We start from the raw sequence: 18,079 nt of genomic DNA on the forward strand, positions 1-18,079 counted from the left end.
CTAGCCCTTCGCCGCGACGGTCTCGGATTCGGCGGCGCGGCGTCCTGCCTGGTGTCCTGCACGCGCGCCCCGCTCCAACGGGCTGGTCCCGTGCCGGTAGAACTCGGCATGCAGGGGCGCCAGGGGCGTCTTGCCGGCGATCAGGTCGGCGGCCTTCTCGGCGAGCATCATGACCGGGGCGTAGATGTTGCCGTTGGTCACGTAGGGCATCGCCGAGGCGTCCACCACCCGCAGGCCGCTGGTGCCGTGGACCGACATGTCCAAGGGGTCCACCACGGCCAGCGGATCCGAGGCCGGCCCCATCTTCGCGGTACAGGACGGGTGAAGCGCCGTTTCGGCGTCGCGGGCCACCCAGTCGAGGATCTCGGCGTCGGTGCGGACTTCGCGTCCCGGGGACAGCTCCCCGGCGTTGAACGGCGCCAGGGCGGACTGGCCGAGGATATCCCGGGCGATGTGGATTGCTTCGACCCATTCCCGGCGGTCCTGCTCGGTTGAGAGGTAGTTGAACAACATGGACGGGTGGACGGTCGGGTCCGTGGACTTGATTTTCAAGGTTCCGCGGGCGTCGGAGTACATCGGACCGATGTGCACCTGATAGCCGTGCTTCGCATCGGCCTTCTGTCCGTCGTAGCGCACCGCCACCGGCAGGAAGTGGAACATCAGGTTCGGGTAATCGACGTCCTCGTTGGACCGGACGAAACCACCGCCTTCGAAATGGTTGGTGGCCGCAGGGCCCTTGCGCCCCAGGAGCCACTGCAGGCCGATCAGCGGGTACCGCCACAGGTCCAGGTTCGGCTGCATGGACACCGGCTGGCTGCAGGCATGCTGGATATACACCTCCAGGTGATCCTGCAGGTTTTCGCCGACGCCGGGGAGGTCCACCACGGGGCGGATGCCCAGCGACTTCAGGTGCCCGGCTTCGCCCACCCCGCTGAGCTGGAGCAGTTGTGGAGTGTTGATGGCTCCGCCGGACAGAATGACTTCGCCGGCGTTGACGACATGGGTCTTGCCATTGCGGCGGAAGGTGACACCGGTGGCCACGTTGCCCTTGAAGTTGACCTTGGTGACCAGGGCGCGGGTGAGGACCGTGAGGTTGCGGCGGTTCCTGTTGGGGCGCAGGTAGGCGCGGGAGGCCGAGAGCCGCCGGCCCTTGTGGACGTTGCGGTCGAAGGCGGCGAAGCCCTCCTGGCGGTAGCCGTTGACGTCGTCGGTCAGCGGGTACCCGGCTTCCTGGGCTGCCCTGAAGAACGCCTGGAACAAGGGGTTGGTGGCAGGGCCGCGCTCCAGCACCAGCGGGCCGTCGTGGCCGCGGAGTTCGTCGTCGGGGTCCGCGGCGAGGACGGTTTCCATGCGGTTGAAGTAGGGCAGGCAGTGGGCAAAGTCCCAGGTTTCCATGCCCGGGTCCGCACCCCAGCGCTCGTAGTCGAGAGGATTGCCGCGCTGGAAGATCATGCCGTTGATGGAGCTGGAACCGCCGAGGACCTTGCCACGGGCGTGGGCGATCCTGCGGCCGTGCATGTAGGGCTCCGGGTCGGACTCGTAGCGCCAGTCATAGAACGGATTGCCGCTCGGGAAGGTCAGGGCAGCAGGCATTTGAATGAAGAGATCCCAAGGGTAGTCGCTTCGTCCCGCCTCGAGGACCAGGACGCTGCGTGTCCCTCCGTCGCTCAGGCGATCGGCGAGCACAGAGCCGGCACTTCCCCCACCTACGATGACGTAATCGTAGTTCATATCTGTCATGCTGCAAACTCTCCTTCTACTCGGTTGCTTGGTGCGGATCAGTCGCCGAGGCGCCGCTGATAGCCCTGGCGCCGTCAGGGCCCAAACCCCGACGCTGGCAGCAGGAATCAGCACCCGGGCGCGCTTAGCACATCCAAAGGTGGTCAGTATCAGTGATTTATTTGGGGAGCATCACTTGTGTATGCGCTCCCCGCGGAGGTAAAGCCCTCCGTTCGACCCACGAGCCACAGCGCGACGACGTGTTCCCCTAAGCCCGGCTTTGCGGATTGCCCGCATGGTCCGGAATTGCGGGCAAGCCGGGTGTTCCCTGGGCCGGGAACCGGGGATCGGCCGTGAAGCCCGCTTTATTTCCGCGGACCCCGTTCGGTGTGGCGTAGGTCATACGATGCAGATTAGTGCAGGTTGAACAAGTGTTCAAGACTTGCGGTTGAACAAATGTTCAAGAATAATTGCGCTCGCTGCCGCCGGATGAAGTGAACCTCGGGACTCCTGAGGCTTGTCGGCCCAGGCCATGGCCTTTTCCCGCTAAGCGGCGAAGGCGATCTCCTCCGTGCGGGCGATGCTCCTCTGGATGGATGCTTTGTCTACGCCAAGGAGCGCTGTTAGCCACATGCCGTTTTGTACAACGACAATGTCGGCTGCCCGCTCCCTGCATTCATCGCGGGAAAGCCCGGGTCTGGCATTGCCGATCAGCGTCGCGAGCCCGTCCAGGTACCGCTCGAACGCCGCCGCATTAATCAGGGCGAAGCCCTCATCGGCCTGCGCCAGGGCCCACAGGTGCAGGCGCAGGGACAGGTACTGGGTGGTCAGGAATTCCGGGCCGGCAACGCGCCGAAGGGCCTTGCGGAGCTGTTCGTCCGGGGACAAGGCCGGATCGGGGGCGACCAGCATGAGGTCGTGCTCGTCGATCCGGTGCAGGGCCGCACGGATCAAGCTCGACTTGTCTTCGTAGTAGTAGTTCACCAGCCCCAGTGCGACGCCGGCTTCGCGTGCTACGGCGCGCATATTGACACCTGAGATGCCGTGGCGCGACAGCAGGCCCAGTGCCGCTTCGAGAATGCGCGACTGCCTATCAACCTGTTCGCCGGAGTTCACGGTGCTTGTATCCACCCGGCCAGACTATTGCGAAACCCGCCGCGGGCGCATCCCGCCCGCCGGCGGCGCGGCCAGACCGGAGGCCGCCGAGGGAGATGGGGCCGGGCGCGAGGAAGTGCATGGGGAAGGACTGCGTGGAGAAGAAGTGCCGGCCGCCCCAGGGCAGCAGTCCGGGCCGGCCGCTCGGAGGCACCGTGGTGCGCGGTGTCGCCATGGGGCTGTCCCCGCGAGGTTCCGGGTTCTGGCCCGCCCGTCCTGCACCATGAACTCCCAGCAGCTTATGCCTGATGCTCTCTTTGACAAACGGTCAGATTCGGTTCGGCCGTGTCTATGGGTTGGCCGGGCCGGATGAGCGTGAGATGGGAAATATTGGCGAATGCCATTCGCCTGACCGCTCCCTCCATCGTCGAGACGGAGGGCGCGACAAACCAGGACATCGCCTTGGCCCCATTCGGCGCGGCGTCCGATCTAACGGGCGCTGCGCAGCAGCTGAACTGTCGGCGATAGAGGCCGATGGTTCATCGAGCGTGCGGTCGAGGATGTTGCCTTTCCATGAGTGCCACCATCAAGACCGAGAGGCCCGCCGCTGGTTCTTCCGTCAGTCAGAGGCGGGTGGCTGTTTAGGCCTTCGGGGTCCGCCACTGTTGGCCGCAGGGAGCGCGGGGGCCGGTCCACGACAATCGCAATTTTCTGACTTTTAGTTAAAAGGCATTGCTAAAATCGCAAACGTGGACTAGTTTCGGTCCATGGCAATAAATGAGATCGAGGTCACAGAGCGCGTCCGGATGTCTATCCGGAACTCTGGAATGGCGCAGCGTGAGGTCGCGCACCATATGGGTTTGGACGAAACGAAGCTCTCCAAGGCCCTCAATGGGACGCGGCGCTTCCATCCGGAGGAGCTGACCAATCTGGCAGACATCACCGGCGTGACGGTGAACTGGCTGCTGTCCGGTTCAGACGAGGCGCACGGTCCGTCCGTGCCACCGCCAGCGAAGATCCTTCCGACGAGGCATTCGGAGAACAACGAACACGCCCAAAAGAGGCGTGCGATCATCGAGGCGGCCTGGTGGCTCCTGGCTCGCCGCGGGTATTCGGCGGTACGCATCGCCGATATCGCCTATGCCTGTAACATGAGCACGGCCGCCGTCCACTACTACTTTCCCACGAAGCGCGAGATCTTCGCCGAAACGCTGCGCTACTCGATCAAGCTGGCTTTTGACCGCCAGATTGCCGAGCTGCACTCCATCACGGATCCGGTCCGCCGGCTTAAGCGGCTGATCGAAATCCAACTTCCGGCCGGTGAGCGGGGCAGCGCGGAATTCTCCATCTGGCTGCAGACTTGGGCTGACGTGGCCGTCAATCCGTCGGGGAGAGAGAACCATGCGCAGGGCTATCGGCGTTGGTACAAGACCGTGGAGGACGCGATCGTCCAGGGCCAGGAGGCGGGCGTAGTCGTCGATGTGCCCTCCGACCAGCTGGCCATGGAACTCACCAGCCTCATCGACGGCCTGGGCATCAAGGTCCTGACCGGCATCCTGCCTTCGGATCAGATGTTCAGCCATATCGAAAGTTTTATTGACCGAAATATCGTCCTACCACAAGGGAGTCCTGCATGAACCGCAAGGTCATTGTCACCTGTGCCCTCACCGGTGCCGGGGATACCACCGGCAAGAGCGAGCACGTACCCGTCACCCCCGAGCAGATCGCGGACAATGCCGTCGCGGCCGCCCGTGCGGGCGCATCGGTGGTGCATATCCATGTGCGCGACATTGAAACAGGACGGGGCTCGCGCGATGTGGCGCTCTACCGCGAGGTGGTCCGTCTGGTCCGCGAGAGCGATGTGGACCCGGTCATTAACCTGACGGCCGGGATGGGCGGTGACCTGGTCCTGGATCCCGGGCAGCCGACCAAGCAGCTGCCCGGAACGGATCTGGTCAGCGGCCTGGAGCGCCTGGCACACGTGGAGGAACTGCGGCCGGAAATCTGCACGATCGACTGCGGCTCGCTCAATTTCGGCGAGGGAAGCCAAGTCTATATCAGCACCCCGGACATGCTCCGCGAGGGCGCCGAGCGCATCCGGGAACTTGGTGTAAAGCCCGAGATGGAAATCTTCGATACCGGGAACCTGTGGTTTGCCAACATTATGGTGGAGGAGGGGCTGATCGCCCCGCCGCCGCTCTACCAGCTCTGCATGGGCATCCCGTACGGCGCGCCGGCCAATCCCGGGCTGCTGCAGGCGATGGTCAATATGCTGCCCGAAGGCGCACAGTGGACTTCCTTTGCCATCGGCCGTGACCAGCTGCCCTGGGTGGCTCAGTCCGTCGTGCTGGGCGGGCACGTCCGGGTAGGGCTGGAAGACAACCTCTACCTGAGCAAGGGCGTGAAGGCGACCAATGCGCAGCTGACCGAACGTGCCATCCAGATCATCCATGACCTCGGAGCCTCGGTGGCCACACCGGACGAGGCCCGCGAAATCCTGCAGCTCGAGAAGAAAGCCTGACGCCATGACTACCGAAGAGTTTGCGCCCTTGGATATGAACGACGTCGACACGGTCGCCTGCGTGGGGATCGGCACCATCGGTGGCGGCTGGGCCGCCTACTTTCTGGCCCGCGGCTACCGGGTGAAGGCGTGGGACCCCTCGCCGGATGCCGAAGTGAAGCTGCGCCGGCTTATCGACGCCGCGTGGCCTGCTTTGACGAAGCTGGGGCTGGCGCCGACGGCGTCGAAGGACAACATCACCGTCCATGCGGACTTGGCCGAGGCCGTTTCCGGCGCCGGTTTCGTGCAGGAGAGCGCGCCGGAGGTCCTGGAGCTGAAGCAGTCCCTGCTGGCGCAGATTGACGCGGTGGCCGCACCCAATGTCGTTATCGCCTCCTCGACCTCCGGCTACGGCATGACGGAAATGGCCACGGCAGCAACGGACCCGTCCCGGCTGGTGGTCGGCCACCCCTTCAATCCGCCCTACCTGATCCCGCTGGTGGAAGTGGTGGGCGGCGAGAACACTTCGGCGGCAGCTGTGAAATGGGCCTCGGCCTGGTACGAGCACATCGGCAAGTCGGTGATCACCATGGACCGGGAAGTGCCCGGATTCATCGCCAACCGTCTCCAGGAGGCCCTGTGGCGCGAGGCGCTGCACATGGTGGACAACGGCGAGGCGACAGTCGAACAGATTGATCTGGCCATCACGGACGGACCGGGGCTTCGCTGGCCCATCCAGGGCCCTATGCTCACTTTCCATCTGGCCGGGGGCGAAGGCGGCATGGCCCACATGCTCGATCATTTCGGCCCGTCCCTGAAGTCCCCGTGGACACGGCTGGATGCGCCGGAGCTGACCGCCGGACTGCGCGACGCGGTGATTGCCGGCTGCGACGAGGAGGCCAATGGCCGGTCGGTTGCCGACCTGGTGGCCGAACGGGACGAGGCGATCATTGCAATCCGTAATGTGCTGGCGGCGCTCAAGGCGGACCAGCCATGACGGGTACGGCGGTGGGTGTACTGCCAGCCTACCGGTGCGCGGTCCAGCCGGACTGGATTGACTACAACGGGCATATGTCGGAGGCGTTCTATGTGCTGGTCTTCGGCTTCGCCACCGACCAGGTCATGGACCGGTTGGGGATGGACCAGGCATATCGGGCAGCGGCCGGCAGTTCGCTCTACACCGTTGAGGCGCACGTGCGGTACCTGGCCGAGACAGGGCTGGGGGCCGAGCTGACCGTGACCACTCAGATTGTTGGTGCCGGGGCGAAGAAGCTTCATCTGGCCCACGAGATGCGTACCGGGGAACAGGTCATAGCCACCGAGGAATTGCTGGCCCTGCACGTGGACCAGAACTCGGGCCGCAGCACCCCGTTTCCCGTTCCCGTCCTGGGCAGCATCAGCAGATTCAGAACCGGCCTCGAAGGCGAGGCACCGGATTGGATCGGCAGGAAAGTCACCTCCTAGCCGCTCCCTCTGAGAAAGAAGGATCCGTGGAAGCATCTTCTCTGCGCAGCCTGCCGCCTGGCGCAGCTGCGCTCCATCCGACCCGCCGCCGGGTGCTGGGTCTGGGAATGGCTATCGGACTCGGCGGCCTGCTGGCGGCCTGCGGGGCGAATCCGGCCGCCGTCCTGGTCAATCCGGACGGGCCGCCGCAGCGCGGGGGCCGGCTGCGGGTGGGACTGGCCGGAGGCGGTGCGGTGGACAGCCTGGACGCCCACTCCTCCGTCAGCACCACCGACATTGCCCGGGTAGTGAACTTGTACGAACCGCTCCTCTACCGGGACGAAAACTACGAACTCAAACCGCTGCTGGCCACCCGGGTCACGCCGTCCGCCGACGCCCGGGTTTGGACAGTGGATCTGCGCCGGGGCGTGAAATTCCATGATGGCCGTCCCATGACCGGACGCGACGTTGCGGCCAGCTTCAGGCGCATTGTCAATCCGGACGATCCCAAGAGCGGGGCCGCGGCGCTGGCCATCCTGGATGAAGTGGCTGTACTCGGTGAGCACAGGGTGGAATTCCGGCTCAGCAGTCCCAGCGCGACGTTCGATGATTCGCTGGGTCAATACACGCTGGGCATCGTCCCGGAGGACTACGACCCGGCCGGCCCCGTGGGCACCGGCCCCTTCAAATACCGGTCCTTTTCCCCGGGGCGGAACAGCGTCTTTGTCCGCAACGAGCATTACTGGCGGGAGGGGGAACCCTACCTGGACGAGCTGGAAATCCTGAACTTCAGTGACGACGATTCACTGATCAACGCCCTGCTCTCCACCCAGGTGGACGCCATCGGCCAGATTCCGCTCGCACTGCTGGAAGTCATCGAGGCCGACCCCCGGATCAGCATCCTCAAGTCCGAAACGGGTGCCTGGATGCCTTTCACCATGCGCGTGGACAGGCCGCCCTTTGATGATGTCCGCGTCCGTCAGGCTTTCCGCCTGGCGGTGGACCGCGAGCAGATGATCGACCAGGTGCTCAGCGGCAACGGCAGCCTGGGCAACGACATGTATTCGCCCTTCGACCCGGGTTATCCCTCCCACTTGCCCCAGCGCGTGCAGGACATTGCCCAAGCCAGGAAACTGCTGGCCGAAGCCGGCTACGCTGACGGGCTCACGGTGGAGCTTGTCACCGCCCCCATTCAGTCCGGTGCCGTGGAAGCGGCACAGGTCTTCGCCCAACAGGCGGCCGCCGCCGGCATCACCGTGAAGATCCGCCAGGTGGACACCACCACCTTTTTCGGGGACAGCTACCTGAAGTGGGACTTTGCGCAGGACTTCTACTACACCCGCAACTACCTGCCGCAGGTTGCCGCCAGCACATTGCCCACCGCACCATTCAACGAGACGCATTGGAACCATCCGGAGTTCAACGCCTTGATTGAGCAGGCCACGGGCACAGTGGACGCGGCCGAACGCAATGCACTCATCGCCAAGGCCATGGAAATCGAATACAACGAAGGCGGCTACATCATCTGGGGCCATGCGAACCAGGCGGACGCGTACCAGCAGTATGTAGCCGGACTGGTGCCTAATCGTACCGGCCTGGCCCTGTCCGGTTTCGAATTCCGCCGCGTCTGGCTAGGAGGTACCCCGTCATGACCGCGATCATCCTGCGCCGGCTGGCCACCAGCGTGCTGATCCTGCTGGCCGTGTCCGTGCTGGTCTTCGTGGCCACCCTGCTGCTGCCCGGCGATCCGGCCCAGGCGATCCTGGGCCAGCAGGCAACACCGGAGCGGCTGGCCGCCCTGCGCGAGCAAATGAACCTCAACGACCCGGCATGGCAGCGCTACCTGTCCTGGCTGGGAGGCCTGCTGACCGGAGACTTCGGGGTCTCGGCGGCCTCCGGCGGCCCGGTAGCGAACCTGCTCGGCGAACGCATCGCTGCCTCGCTGGTGCTGCTGACGGCCGCCAGCCTCATCAGTATTCCGGCCGGGCTGCTGGTGGGGACCTACAGCGCGCTCCGCCACGGCCGTACCGGGGACCACGTTGTCACCGGTACCAGCCTGGTCCTGGCTGCCCTGCCGGAGTTCGTCATCGGCATTGTGCTTGTCACGCTGTTCTCCACGACGGTGTTCCCCATCCTGCCGTCGGTGACGATGGCTCCGCCGGGCGAAGCCGTCTGGAACTACCCACTCCAACTGGTACTTCCGGTCATGACGCTGGTGCTGATGGTCACACCGTATATCGCCCGGATGATGCGGGCCACCATGCTCGAAGTGCTGGACTCCGGCTATGTGGAAATGGCCCGGCTGAAGGGAGTGCCGGAGCGCCAGGTCATCCTGCGCCACGCACTGCCGCACGCTCTCTCTCCGGTGGCTCAGGTGGTCGCCATCCAGCTGGCCTGGATGGCCGGCGGCGTCGTGGTGGTGGAGTTCCTCTTCCGCTACCCGGGCATTGGCCAGGCCCTCGTGGACGCGGTGGCCAACCGCGACGTCCAAGTGGTCCAAGCCCTCTCGATCCTGGTCGCCGCGGTGTACATCGTGGTCAACCTGCTGGCCGATGCCGTCGGAATCCTGACTAATCCCAAGCTACGCACAGGGGGCGCCCGATGAGCGTCATTGATTCACCACAGACCATTGCCCGCGAAGTCGAAACTCCTCCCGGGCTTTTCCGGCGCCTGATCCGGCAGCGGCAGGCGAAGGTCGGCATCGGCCTGGCCGCCGCCGTCGTCCTCCTGGCGCTGCTGGGACCGCTGCTGCTGCCATGGGCCACCGGGTACACCAGCACCGAGTTTGCCGGCCGCCCGTTCCAGTCCGACGGCATGCTGGGCACCGACAACCTGGGCCGCGATGTGTTGTCCCGCTTCCTCGGCGGGGGCCTGCGGCTGCTGATGTACGCCGCCCTGGCAACCCTGCTGGGCATGGCGCTGGGAGTGCTCGTGGGCATGACCGCGGCGTACCGGGGCGGGCGGGTGGACGGCATCATCATGCGCAGCAACGACGTCCTGCTGGCGCTGCCGCAACTGGTCTTCGCCCTGCTGGCCATCACCGTGCTCGGCCCTCAGGGCTGGGTCCTGGTGGCCGTCATCGGCATTACCCACGCGCCGCGGATCGCCCGCGTAACGCGTTCGGCCACCATGGCTGTGATTACCGAGGATTTCATCCGCGCCGCCGAAATGTACGCCGTCCCGAAGTGGAAGATCCTGGTCCAGGACGTGCTGCCCAACATCACAGGCCCGTTGATGGTGGAACTCGGCCTGCGGATGACCTACTCCATCGGCGCCGTTGCCTCGCTGTCCTTCCTGGGACTGGGCATGCAGCCTCCCACTGCGGACTGGGGCCTGATGATCAATGAGAACCGGATTGCCCTGGTCGTCCAGCCCTGGGGTGTCCTGCTGCCGGTGCTGGCCATCGCCGTCCTGACGGTCGGAACCAACCTCATCACTGATTCCTTGGCCCGCGCCGCGGCCAACTCCAACACGGGAGCAAGCAAATGAGCAGTCCGGTCCGGGAAGACACCATGACCACCACCCCTGTCCTGAGCGCGGAGGGACTCAAGGTCGCCACGGCATCCGGGGACGAGATCGTGCACGGGGTGTCCTTCGAGCTGCGGCCGGGCAAGATCCTTGCCTTGGTCGGTGAATCCGGATCCGGCAAGACCACAGCCGGGCTGGCGTGCCTGGGACACTTCCGGCAGGGGCTGGTGCACACCGCGGGCTCCGTCCAGCTGGCCGGTGCCGGGCAGACCGGGAACCTGCTGGATCTGCCGGAGTCCCAACGCCGCAAACTGCGCGGCGGTGCCATCTCCTACGTCCCCCAGGACCCGGCGTTGTCGCTGAATCCTGCCATGAGGATTGGTGACCAGATCCTGGAGGTCCTCCAGATCCAGGGTTACGGATCGTCGGAGGCGGACCGCCGGGCACGCACCGCCGAGGTGCTGGCCGAAGTGGGCCTGAAGAACGACCCGGCCTACCAGCGCCGCTATCCGCACCAACTGTCCGGCGGCCAGCAGCAGCGTGTGGGCATCGCGATGGCCTTCGCGTGCCGGCCGGCAGTGATGGTGCTGGATGAGCCGACCACGGGCCTGGATGTCACCACGCAGGCGCTGGTGCTGCAGACCATCGCCCAGTTGGCTGAACGGCACCGCGTCGCCGGCCTGTACATTACGCACGACCTGGCGGTGGTGGCCAAGGTAGCGGACGACGTCGCGGTCATGCTCTCCGGCGAAGTCGTGGAGCAGGGCCCAACGGATCAGGTGCTCTACCGGCCGCAGCACGACTACACCCGGAAGCTCCTGGCCGCCGTGCCGGACCTGGCCGGCAGGCGCCAGATAGGCCGGGTGACCGCAATCGCCGGCGCCCGGGCCGTGGTCCCCGATCCGGCAGGACGCCCGTCTCCTGAAGTACCCGAAGTGCGCGAGGGGCAGAACCTGCTGGAAGTGGCGGACCTGCAGTTGGCCTACGGCAGCAACCAGGTGCTGGCCGGTATCAGCTTCACCTTGGGGCAGGGCGAGTCCATGATGCTGCTGGGCGAATCCGGTTCGGGCAAGACAACGCTTTCGCGGTGCATTGCCGGCCTGAATGATGATTACTCCGGCCGGGTCTGCCTGGACAGCCAAGAACTGGCAGCAGGCACCCGGGCCCGCACCACGGAACAGCGCCGGCGCGTCCAGTATGTGTTCCAGAGCCCCTTTTCCTCGCTGAACCCGCGCCGGACGATCTGCGAATCGGTGGAAGTTCCGCTGCTCATGTCCGGCAGGATGGGCCGGAAGGAACGGCGGCGGCGGGTGCGCGAGGCGCTGGACCAGGTCCGGCTGGGTGAAAGCTACCTGGACCGGCGCCCCCGCGACCTGAGCGGCGGCGAGCGCCAGCGTGCGGCCATCGCCCGTGCACTGGTCAACGCCCCGTCCCTGCTGGTCTGCGATGAAGTCACCTCCGCGCTCGATGTTTCCGTGCAGGCCTCCATCATCGATCTGCTGCGCAGCCTGCAAAACGAATCAGGCATGTCCATGCTTTTCGTTACCCACAACATCGCCCTGGCCCGGCATATCTCCCAGCGCATGGCAGTGCTGCAGAACGGACGGATCGTGGAAATGGGAAGCACCGACGAGGTTCTCGACAACGCCCAGCACAGCTACACCCGCGAGTTGCTGGCCAATGTGCCAACCCTTTAGAGAACCCTGCCGGGCAGCGCGTAACTGCCTATTCACAGCACGACGGCGGCTTGGCCGCCGGTGTCCTCGATGCTCAGGTGCCGCCGTGCGGGCCTGAAGGCCAGGGCGGACGTCGTTGCGCCCGCAGCCCTCGCCGTCGCCGCCTCAAAATAGCAGGAAGGAGTAACCGTACATGAACAAGATCGATGTCCTCAGCCGGTTGACGCCGCAGATGCGGGCCGTATTGGAGAAGCAGGACGGGCTGGCCGCCGGCTCTCCGGCCATTGCTGCCGACGATGTTGAAGCCCTGCGGGCCGATTATGCGCATGAACGTGTGTTTTGGAACGAGGGCGGGCCCCGCATGGCGGAGACCGTCGACACGACGGCGCCGGGGGGCCCCTTCGGCAGTGTGAAGATCCGCATTTACTTCCCCTCGATGGAGGACCACCTCCCGGCGATCGTCTACATCCACGGCGGCGGGTATCTCGTGGGCAGCGTCGACACGCACGACCGGATCTGCCGTGTCCTTGCCGCGGAAACGGGCGCCGCGGTCGTGAGCGTCGACTACCGGCTCTCGCCCGAGGCGCGCTTCCCGAGCGCCATCCGGGAGTGCGCCGCGGTCGTGGAGCACCTCCGCGTCCACGGCCCGGACCACCGCATCGACGGCAGCGACCTGGCGTTCGCGGGCGACTCCGCCGGGGCGAGCCTTGCTCTCGGGACTTACCTGTATCTGCGGGACGAACTCGGAAACGCGGACGGCATCCGGGCACTCCTCCTCTATTACGGCATGTACGGACTGACGGACTCCGTGTCGCGCCGTCTGCTCGGCGGGCCGTGGGACGGCCTGACGCGCGAGGACATGGAGGCGTACTCGGCGATGTACACGCGGTCGGCGGCGGACCTGCGCAGCCCGTACATCGACTGCCTGTCGGCGGACCTCGCCGCGGGTGTGCCGCCCTGCTACATTGTCTCGGCCGAGCTCGATCCGCTACGCGACGACAGCCATGCCCTCGCCGCGGTCTTCGCCGAACTCGGGATTCCGCACAGGCTGGAGGAGTTCGCCGGTGTGCTCCATGCCTTCCTCCACTACGGGCGCATGCTGGACGAGGCAACGCAGGCCCTCACCCGCGGTGCGGCCTTCTATGCCACCCAAGGTTTGCCGGTCCTCCCCGGCAGCTAGGACTTCGGTCGCCTCGTGAAGTAGTGCATGGCGCGGCAGCAGAGGCGTTGCTGACTGCAAAGGATGTCCAGGGAAACCTTGAAGTTCCCAGCCGAAACGGAGATTTGAACATGGCTTCAAGCGTGCCTGCCGTCATTGTCGCAACGGCAGGCACGCTTGAAAGGAAGGGGTCTTGACGGCTTTCAGCACCAGTTGATGTCAGGCCTGTCGGCGATGGTTTCCGGTAGGGGATTCCGCATCGGGGGCAGGGCGATGCCGGCATTATTGACGAGGATGTCGATGCCCCCGAAATGCCCGGCCGCCTGCTCGACGGCCGTGGAGGGCGCCGAGGGGTCGCTCAGGTCCGTCTGGATGCCGAGAACGCCCGGATGCTGTGCAAGGCAGCGTCCAGGGGCCCGCGTTGAACGACCGCCACCTGGGCGTCTTCCTCCAAAAGCGGTTGACAATGCCGCGGCCTATTCCCTGTCCTCCGCCGGTAACGAGGGCAATCCTGCCTGTCAGTTGCGCTGTTCTTGCCTTTACTGATGTTCCGTGGCTTGAATCCGGTGGCGCATTTCGCCCACGCCACGCATATAAGTGACCAGTTCGTCTCCCGGTGCCAGGAAGCGCCGGGGTACGCGGCCCACTCCTACTCCGGGAGGGGTACCGGTGAAGATGACATCTCCAGGGAGCAGAGGCGTGGTCCTGGACAGGCGGGCGATGATCTCGGGCACCGGAAAGACCATGTCCGAGGTGCTGCCCTTCTGGACCTGTTCGCCGTTAATGGCACAGCACAGTTCGATGTTGTCGGGGTCCTCGAACTCGTCCGGGGTAACCAGCAGCGGTCCGATCGGACCGAATCCCGGGAAGGACTTTGCGAGGCTGTACTGCGGTGCCGGCCCGGCCGCCTGCATTGTGCGTTCCGACAAGTCCTGTCCTACGGAAACTCCCGCGACGTGGCTCCAGGCCCTTCCCGCGGGGATGTGCCGGCCGCCGCGGCCGATGACTGCTACGAGCTCAACCTCCCAGTCCACGGTCCCCGGTGGCAGTGAGATGGTTCCGTAGGGGCCGGCCAGCGAGGTGACAAACTTCGTGAACACGGTCAGATCTTCGGGCACCGCCAAGGAGGCTTCCGCTGCGTGATCGGCATAGTTGAGTCCGATCGCGAAGACCTGCCGCGGGTGCGGTGCCGGATTGCCAAATTCATGGAGCGCCACATCGGCCAGGGGCTTGCCGGATGCGCCTTGGAGGGCGGGGGCGACCTCCAGGAGTTCGTCCCAGCGGTCGTAGCAGTCCTGGATGCGGGGGCTGAAACGCCCGCGGGTTTCCTGCGGGACGTCGACAATTTCATTATCCGCAGTGATGAGCGTCAGGCGGTTGGAGATATTGGCCAGGCGCATGCGTGGTCCTTCAGGTGGGCGGGCTGGATACCGGATGGTCAGTTGCTGGCCGGGTGTGGCCGGCCCGAGGGCGGGCCGCACCCGGCCAGGTCCTTGCTCAGGCCGAGACGTCGAATTCGACGGTGCCCCAGCCTTCAAAGGTTCCTGACCAGCGGCCGGCTTCCTTCACGGGGACCGCCTGCAGGCAGCTGCCGGGGAGTATGACCTGGCCGGCTTGGAACGCGACGTCGTAGTCGGCGAGGCGGTTGACGAGCCAGGCGACGGCGGCAAGCGGGTTGCCCAGGATGTTGCCGGTGGTTCCGCTGATGACTTCCCGGCCGTTGAACCGCAGGACGCCGCGGGTGTCGCGCAGGTCCAGGTCGGTGACGCGGCGGGGGGTGCCGCCAAGAATGACCGCGCCCGTCGAACCGTTGTCCGCCAGCGTGTCCGGAAGGCCGATCGCCCAATCCTTGACCCGGGAGTCGATGATCTCAATGGCCGGCAGAGCAAACTCGATGGCATTGATGACGTCGGCAACGGTGGTGTTCGGGCCGCGCAGGGGCCGGCGCAGCACGAACGCGGGCTCGAGTTCGACGAATGGCTCGATGAACCTGTCCCTCGCCAGCATGGTGCCTTCGTAGGCGAAGGTGCTGGCCAGCAGGTGCCCGTAGTCCGGCTGGTCGAGGCCGAAGGCGTCCTGCATGACCTTGGCGATGTTGCCGAGCTTGTAACCCACAAGACGGTCGCCGTTGGCGACGGCGTGGGCGACGTTGATCTTCTGTACTTCGAACGCCGCGTCGGGGTCCAGTCCCGGCCAGGTCTCGGTCGGCGCCGCGATGGGTTCGCCCTGCTGCCGGGCGGTGCGAAGGGTGCCCGCGATGTCCTCGAGTGTAATGGTGGACATGGGATGAAGTTCCTTTCGGATGGTGGATTTCCGGCCCCGGACACTGTTGCGAGAGGGTGTCCGGGGCCGGAAGAGCGGGGGCTGGCTACCGGTATTCGGGCTTGCCGTCGACGAGCCGGTTCACCTGCCAGGGGTTGGCATCCTGCAGGGGCGCGGGAAGCAGCTGCTCGGGGAAGTTCTGGTAGGAGACGGGCCGCAGGAACCGGTGGATGGCCAGGGTGCCCACCGAGGTCGTGCGCGGGTCCGAGGTCGCCGGGTAGGGGCCGCCGTGGACCATGGCGTGGCCGACTTCCACTCCGGTGGGCCATCCGTTGATGATGATCCTGCCGACCTTTTGTTCCAGGGTGGGGATCAGGCCCGCGGCGAGGGCGTAGTCCTGATCGGTGGCGTGGATGGAGGCGGTCAGCTGGCCTTCCATCCTGTTCGTGGCCTGGACCAGGTCCTCGACGTTCTTGTAGCGCACGACGAGGCTGGCTGCGCCGAAGACTTCTTCGTGGAGGACGGGGTTATTGGTGAACGTGTCGATGCCGGTGCCGAAGACCGCCGGTGCCGGGGCATTGGCCGTGGCGCCGTCCTGGCCACGGGCGATCAGGTCGACCTCGGCAACGGACTCGATGGCGCTGAAGCCTTGCTCCCAGGTGGAGGCGATGCCCTGGGTCAGCATTGTCTGACCCGGGTGCCCGGCGACGGCCCGGGCGACGGCGTCGGCGAATCGATCTCCGGCCTCGCCGGCAGGCACGAACAGGAGCCCGGGCGAGGTGCACAGCTGGCCCGAGCTGCCGGTGACGGAGGCGACGTATTGGCGGGCCAGGGTCTCGATGTCGCCGTCGAGGACGCCTGGGAGCACGTAGACCGGGTTGATCGAGGACATCTCGGCGTAGACCGGGATGGGCTCGGGACGGGCGGCGGCGGTGCGCATCAGGGCGGTGCCGCCGGCACGGGAACCGGTGAAGCCAACGGCCTTGATGGCCGGGTCGGCGACCAGGGCCTGGCCGATGCTTGTGCCGGAGCCGTAGACGAGGGAGAAGACGCCGGGGTGCAGGTCCAGGTCGCGGACGGCCCGGGTAACGGCCTGGCCGACCAGTTCCGAGGTGCCGGGGTGGGCATTGTGTGCCTTCACGATCACCGGGCAGCCGGCCGCGAGGGCCGAGGCGGTGTCCCCGCCGGCGGTGGAGAAGGCCAGCGGAAAGTTGCTGGCGCCGAAAACTGCGACCGGTCCCAGCGGGATCTGGCGCAGCCGGATGTCCGCACGGGGCAGGGGAGGGCGGTCGGGCAGGGCGGGATCGATGCGCACACCGCGGAAATCACCCTCGCGCACGACGTTGGCAAAGAGGCGCAGCTGGCCGGTAGTGCGGGCCCGTTCGCCGCGCAGCCGCTCGGTTCCCAGCCCCGTCTCTGCCGCAGCCCGCTCGATCAGCTCGTCACCGATTGCTTCGATGTTGTCGGCGATGGTTTCCAGGAACCGGGCGTGCCGCTCCGGCTCGAGGCTGCTGAAGGAGGCGAAGGCCTCCGCGGCGGCGTCAGTTGCGGTCCTGAGCTGGGCATCGCTGATCAGGGTGTAGGCCGGTTCAAGATTTTCGTTCGTGGCCGGGTTGGTGCCGAAGGTCGTGCCGTCGGTGCCGGTGACGGATTCCCCGGCGATCAGGGAATGTCCGGTAAGTGTCATCGTCGCGTCTCCTGGGTGAAAGAAAGTGTGTGCAGGCGGCGGAGCGGCGCCGCCGCCTTGATGGTCGATTGCGGGTCCGCTTCAGTTCCCGGCGCCCAGGTGCCAGATGCCGAGTGCGGACAGCAGCTCCCGCGGGTCCCAGACAACCCATTCCTCGGCGAGTTTCCCGTCTTCGAAGCGCAGGAAGGAAGCCCCGGTGACGGTGATGGCCCGGCCCGTGGCGGGAACGTCCATGAACGTGCCCTGGTGGGTGCCCCGGGTCTGCCAGTGGATGGCGGCGGTGTCACCGTCTTCGATGATGTGCAGGATTTCGGTGGCGGTATCGGGGAAGGCTTCGTGGGTGGCCTCGATGGTCTTGCGCAGGCTGGCGTAGTCCTCGCTGCCGGTCTTGGACCGCCGGACGTATCCGGGGGCGAGGAGCTGTTCGAAGGCCGCCGTGTCACCGTGGCCCCAGGCCTGGTTCCATGCGTGGAGGATGGTTTCCCGCCGGGTGCTCATGATGCGCTCCTTGTTTCTTCCGGGACAGGGACTTCGATGGGCTGGTACTGGCCGAATTTCCCGCCCCGGAACAGCAGGGCGTCGCCGCTGCCTTCGGACATGTTGGTGACGGCGCCGACGACCATGTAGTGGTCACCGACGGCGACCTCGGCGGTGACCACGCAGTCGATCCAGGCGGTCGCCCCGTCCAAGTGCGGCGTGCCCAGGGGCCCGGTGGTGCAGGGCACGTTCTCCAGCTTCCGCGGGCCCTTCCGGGACAGGGACCGGCAGACGGGGACCTGGCCGTCGGCGAGGATGTTCGCGGTGAAGTTCTGCAGCTTGCGCAGCTTCGGCCACGTGGAGGAGGACTTGTCGACGCAGAACATGACCAGCGGCGGCTCCAGGGAGAGGGACTGGAAGGTTCCGACGACCAGGCCAAGTTTTTCATCGTCGTCGTTGATGCCGGTGATGGCCGTAACGCCGGTGGGCAGCTTGCCCAGGATCTGGCGGTAGTAGGCCGGGGTGATGTCCGCCGGAGCGGCGGCCGGAGTGATATCCATGTCAGTTTTCCTTGATCAGATGGTTTCGATCAG

The 18,079-nt window shown here is 65.9% G+C and carries 17 protein-coding genes; 9 read left to right on the forward strand and 8 right to left on the reverse strand.

Features of this window, described 5'->3' with window-relative positions; genetic code table 11:
* A complete protein-coding gene (gene betA / locus ACFQ36_RS00800) occupies window positions 1-1,740 on the reverse strand; it encodes a choline dehydrogenase (RefSeq protein WP_377009599.1) in 1,740 nt (579 codons plus the stop codon).
* 525 nt (window positions 1,741-2,265) lie between these two features.
* The gene (locus tag ACFQ36_RS00805; RefSeq protein WP_377009601.1) at window positions 2,266-2,850 is read right to left on the reverse strand and encodes a TetR/AcrR family transcriptional regulator; all 585 of its coding nucleotides are present in this window, start codon (window positions 2,848-2,850) and stop codon (window positions 2,266-2,268) included.
* Window positions 2,851-3,641: 791 nt separating this feature from the next.
* On the opposite strand from ACFQ36_RS00805, the gene ACFQ36_RS00810 reads away from it, so the two are divergent.
* The 9 genes from ACFQ36_RS00810 (at window position 3,642) to aes (ending at window position 13,081) form a co-directional block, all read left to right on the forward strand.
* Window positions 3,642-4,451, forward strand: coding sequence for a TetR family transcriptional regulator C-terminal domain-containing protein (locus ACFQ36_RS00810; protein ID WP_377009603.1), 810 nt, complete (start codon window positions 3,642-3,644; stop codon window positions 4,449-4,451).
* On the forward strand, window positions 4,448-5,335 hold the full coding sequence (locus tag ACFQ36_RS00815; protein WP_377009605.1) for a 3-keto-5-aminohexanoate cleavage protein: 888 nt from the start codon (window positions 4,448-4,450) through the stop codon (window positions 5,333-5,335). The genes ACFQ36_RS00810 and ACFQ36_RS00815 overlap by 4 nt, the downstream gene beginning before the upstream one ends.
* Window positions 5,336-5,339: 4 nt before the next feature.
* On the forward strand, window positions 5,340-6,311 hold the full coding sequence (locus ACFQ36_RS00820; protein ID WP_377009607.1) for a 3-hydroxyacyl-CoA dehydrogenase NAD-binding domain-containing protein: 972 nt from the start codon (window positions 5,340-5,342) through the stop codon (window positions 6,309-6,311).
* Between the two features lie 11 nt (window positions 6,312-6,322).
* Entirely contained in the window at window positions 6,323-6,778 is a 456-nt protein-coding gene (locus ACFQ36_RS00825) for a thioesterase family protein (protein WP_377009609.1), read from the forward strand.
* Window positions 6,779-6,885: 107 nt separating this feature from the next.
* On the forward strand, window positions 6,886-8,409 hold the full coding sequence (locus ACFQ36_RS00830) for an ABC transporter substrate-binding protein (protein WP_377009645.1): 1,524 nt from the start codon (window positions 6,886-6,888) through the stop codon (window positions 8,407-8,409).
* A complete protein-coding gene (locus ACFQ36_RS00835; protein WP_377009611.1) occupies window positions 8,406-9,362 on the forward strand; it encodes an ABC transporter permease in 957 nt (318 codons plus the stop codon). The genes ACFQ36_RS00830 and ACFQ36_RS00835 overlap by 4 nt, the downstream gene beginning before the upstream one ends.
* A complete protein-coding gene (locus tag ACFQ36_RS00840; RefSeq protein WP_377009612.1) occupies window positions 9,359-10,246 on the forward strand; it encodes an ABC transporter permease in 888 nt (295 codons plus the stop codon). The genes ACFQ36_RS00835 and ACFQ36_RS00840 overlap by 4 nt, the downstream gene beginning before the upstream one ends.
* Complete coding sequence (locus ACFQ36_RS00845; protein ID WP_377009614.1) at window positions 10,243-11,922, forward strand: dipeptide ABC transporter ATP-binding protein; 1,680 nt, start codon at window positions 10,243-10,245, stop codon at window positions 11,920-11,922. Before ACFQ36_RS00840 ends, ACFQ36_RS00845 begins: the two co-directional genes overlap by 4 nt.
* A gap of 172 nt (window positions 11,923-12,094) precedes the next feature.
* The gene (gene aes / locus ACFQ36_RS00850; RefSeq protein WP_377009616.1) at window positions 12,095-13,081 is read left to right on the forward strand and encodes an acetyl esterase; all 987 of its coding nucleotides are present in this window, start codon (window positions 12,095-12,097) and stop codon (window positions 13,079-13,081) included.
* A 182-nt stretch (window positions 13,082-13,263) separates the two neighbouring features.
* On the opposite strand, the gene ACFQ36_RS00855 is transcribed toward aes, so the two are convergent.
* The 6 genes from ACFQ36_RS00855 to ACFQ36_RS00880 all read right to left on the reverse strand — a co-directional run bounded on the left by ACFQ36_RS00855 (window position 13,264) and on the right by ACFQ36_RS00880 (window position 18,046).
* The gene (locus ACFQ36_RS00855) at window positions 13,264-13,527 is read right to left on the reverse strand and encodes an SDR family NAD(P)-dependent oxidoreductase (RefSeq protein ID WP_377009618.1); all 264 of its coding nucleotides are present in this window, start codon (window positions 13,525-13,527) and stop codon (window positions 13,264-13,266) included.
* 72 nt (window positions 13,528-13,599) lie between these two features.
* A complete protein-coding gene (locus ACFQ36_RS00860; RefSeq protein ID WP_377009620.1) occupies window positions 13,600-14,460 on the reverse strand; it encodes a fumarylacetoacetate hydrolase family protein in 861 nt (286 codons plus the stop codon).
* A 97-nt stretch (window positions 14,461-14,557) separates the two neighbouring features.
* A complete protein-coding gene (locus tag ACFQ36_RS00865; RefSeq protein ID WP_377009622.1) occupies window positions 14,558-15,343 on the reverse strand; it encodes a 2-keto-4-pentenoate hydratase in 786 nt (261 codons plus the stop codon).
* An 85-nt stretch (window positions 15,344-15,428) separates the two neighbouring features.
* On the reverse strand, window positions 15,429-17,009 hold the full coding sequence (locus tag ACFQ36_RS00870; protein ID WP_377009624.1) for an aldehyde dehydrogenase (NADP(+)): 1,581 nt from the start codon (window positions 17,007-17,009) through the stop codon (window positions 15,429-15,431).
* Between the two features lie 81 nt (window positions 17,010-17,090).
* Complete coding sequence (locus ACFQ36_RS00875; protein WP_377009626.1) at window positions 17,091-17,507, reverse strand: ester cyclase; 417 nt, start codon at window positions 17,505-17,507, stop codon at window positions 17,091-17,093.
* Entirely contained in the window at window positions 17,504-18,046 is a 543-nt protein-coding gene (locus ACFQ36_RS00880) for a flavin reductase family protein (protein WP_377009628.1), read from the reverse strand. Before ACFQ36_RS00880 ends, ACFQ36_RS00875 begins: the two co-directional genes overlap by 4 nt.
* Between the last annotated feature and the right edge of the window lie 33 nt (window positions 18,047-18,079).

Origin of the sequence: Arthrobacter sp. GCM10027362 (assembly GCF_042679445.1) — a bacterium.
Lineage (GTDB): Bacteria > Actinomycetota > Actinomycetes > Actinomycetales > Micrococcaceae > Crystallibacter.

Bases quoted from the DNA above. Each gene is read 5' to 3' on its own strand.
- aes (WP_377009616.1), top strand. From the start codon at position 12,095: ATGAACAAGATCGATGTCCTCAGCCGGTTGACGCCGCAGATGCGGGCC.
- ACFQ36_RS00845 (WP_377009614.1), top strand. From the start codon at position 10,243: ATGAGCAGTCCGGTCCGGGAAGACACCATGACCACCACCCCTGTCCTG.
- ACFQ36_RS00835 (WP_377009611.1), top strand. From the start codon at position 8,406: ATGACCGCGATCATCCTGCGCCGGCTGGCCACCAGCGTGCTGATCCTG.
- ACFQ36_RS00875 (WP_377009626.1), bottom strand. From the start codon at position 17,507: ATGAGCACCCGGCGGGAAACCATCCTCCACGCATGGAACCAGGCCTGG.
- ACFQ36_RS00840 (WP_377009612.1), top strand. From the start codon at position 9,359: ATGAGCGTCATTGATTCACCACAGACCATTGCCCGCGAAGTCGAAACT.
- ACFQ36_RS00810 (WP_377009603.1), top strand. From the start codon at position 3,642: ATGGCGCAGCGTGAGGTCGCGCACCATATGGGTTTGGACGAAACGAAG.
- betA (WP_377009599.1), bottom strand. From the start codon at position 1,740: ATGACAGATATGAACTACGATTACGTCATCGTAGGTGGGGGAAGTGCC.
- ACFQ36_RS00870 (WP_377009624.1), bottom strand. From the start codon at position 17,009: ATGACACTTACCGGACATTCCCTGATCGCCGGGGAATCCGTCACCGGC.
- ACFQ36_RS00830 (WP_377009645.1), top strand. From the start codon at position 6,886: ATGGCTATCGGACTCGGCGGCCTGCTGGCGGCCTGCGGGGCGAATCCG.
- ACFQ36_RS00820 (WP_377009607.1), top strand. From the start codon at position 5,340: ATGACTACCGAAGAGTTTGCGCCCTTGGATATGAACGACGTCGACACG.
- ACFQ36_RS00865 (WP_377009622.1), bottom strand. From the start codon at position 15,343: ATGTCCACCATTACACTCGAGGACATCGCGGGCACCCTTCGCACCGCC.
- ACFQ36_RS00860 (WP_377009620.1), bottom strand. From the start codon at position 14,460: ATGCGCCTGGCCAATATCTCCAACCGCCTGACGCTCATCACTGCGGAT.
- ACFQ36_RS00815 (WP_377009605.1), top strand. From the start codon at position 4,448: ATGAACCGCAAGGTCATTGTCACCTGTGCCCTCACCGGTGCCGGGGAT.
- ACFQ36_RS00880 (WP_377009628.1), bottom strand. From the start codon at position 18,046: ATGGATATCACTCCGGCCGCCGCTCCGGCGGACATCACCCCGGCCTAC.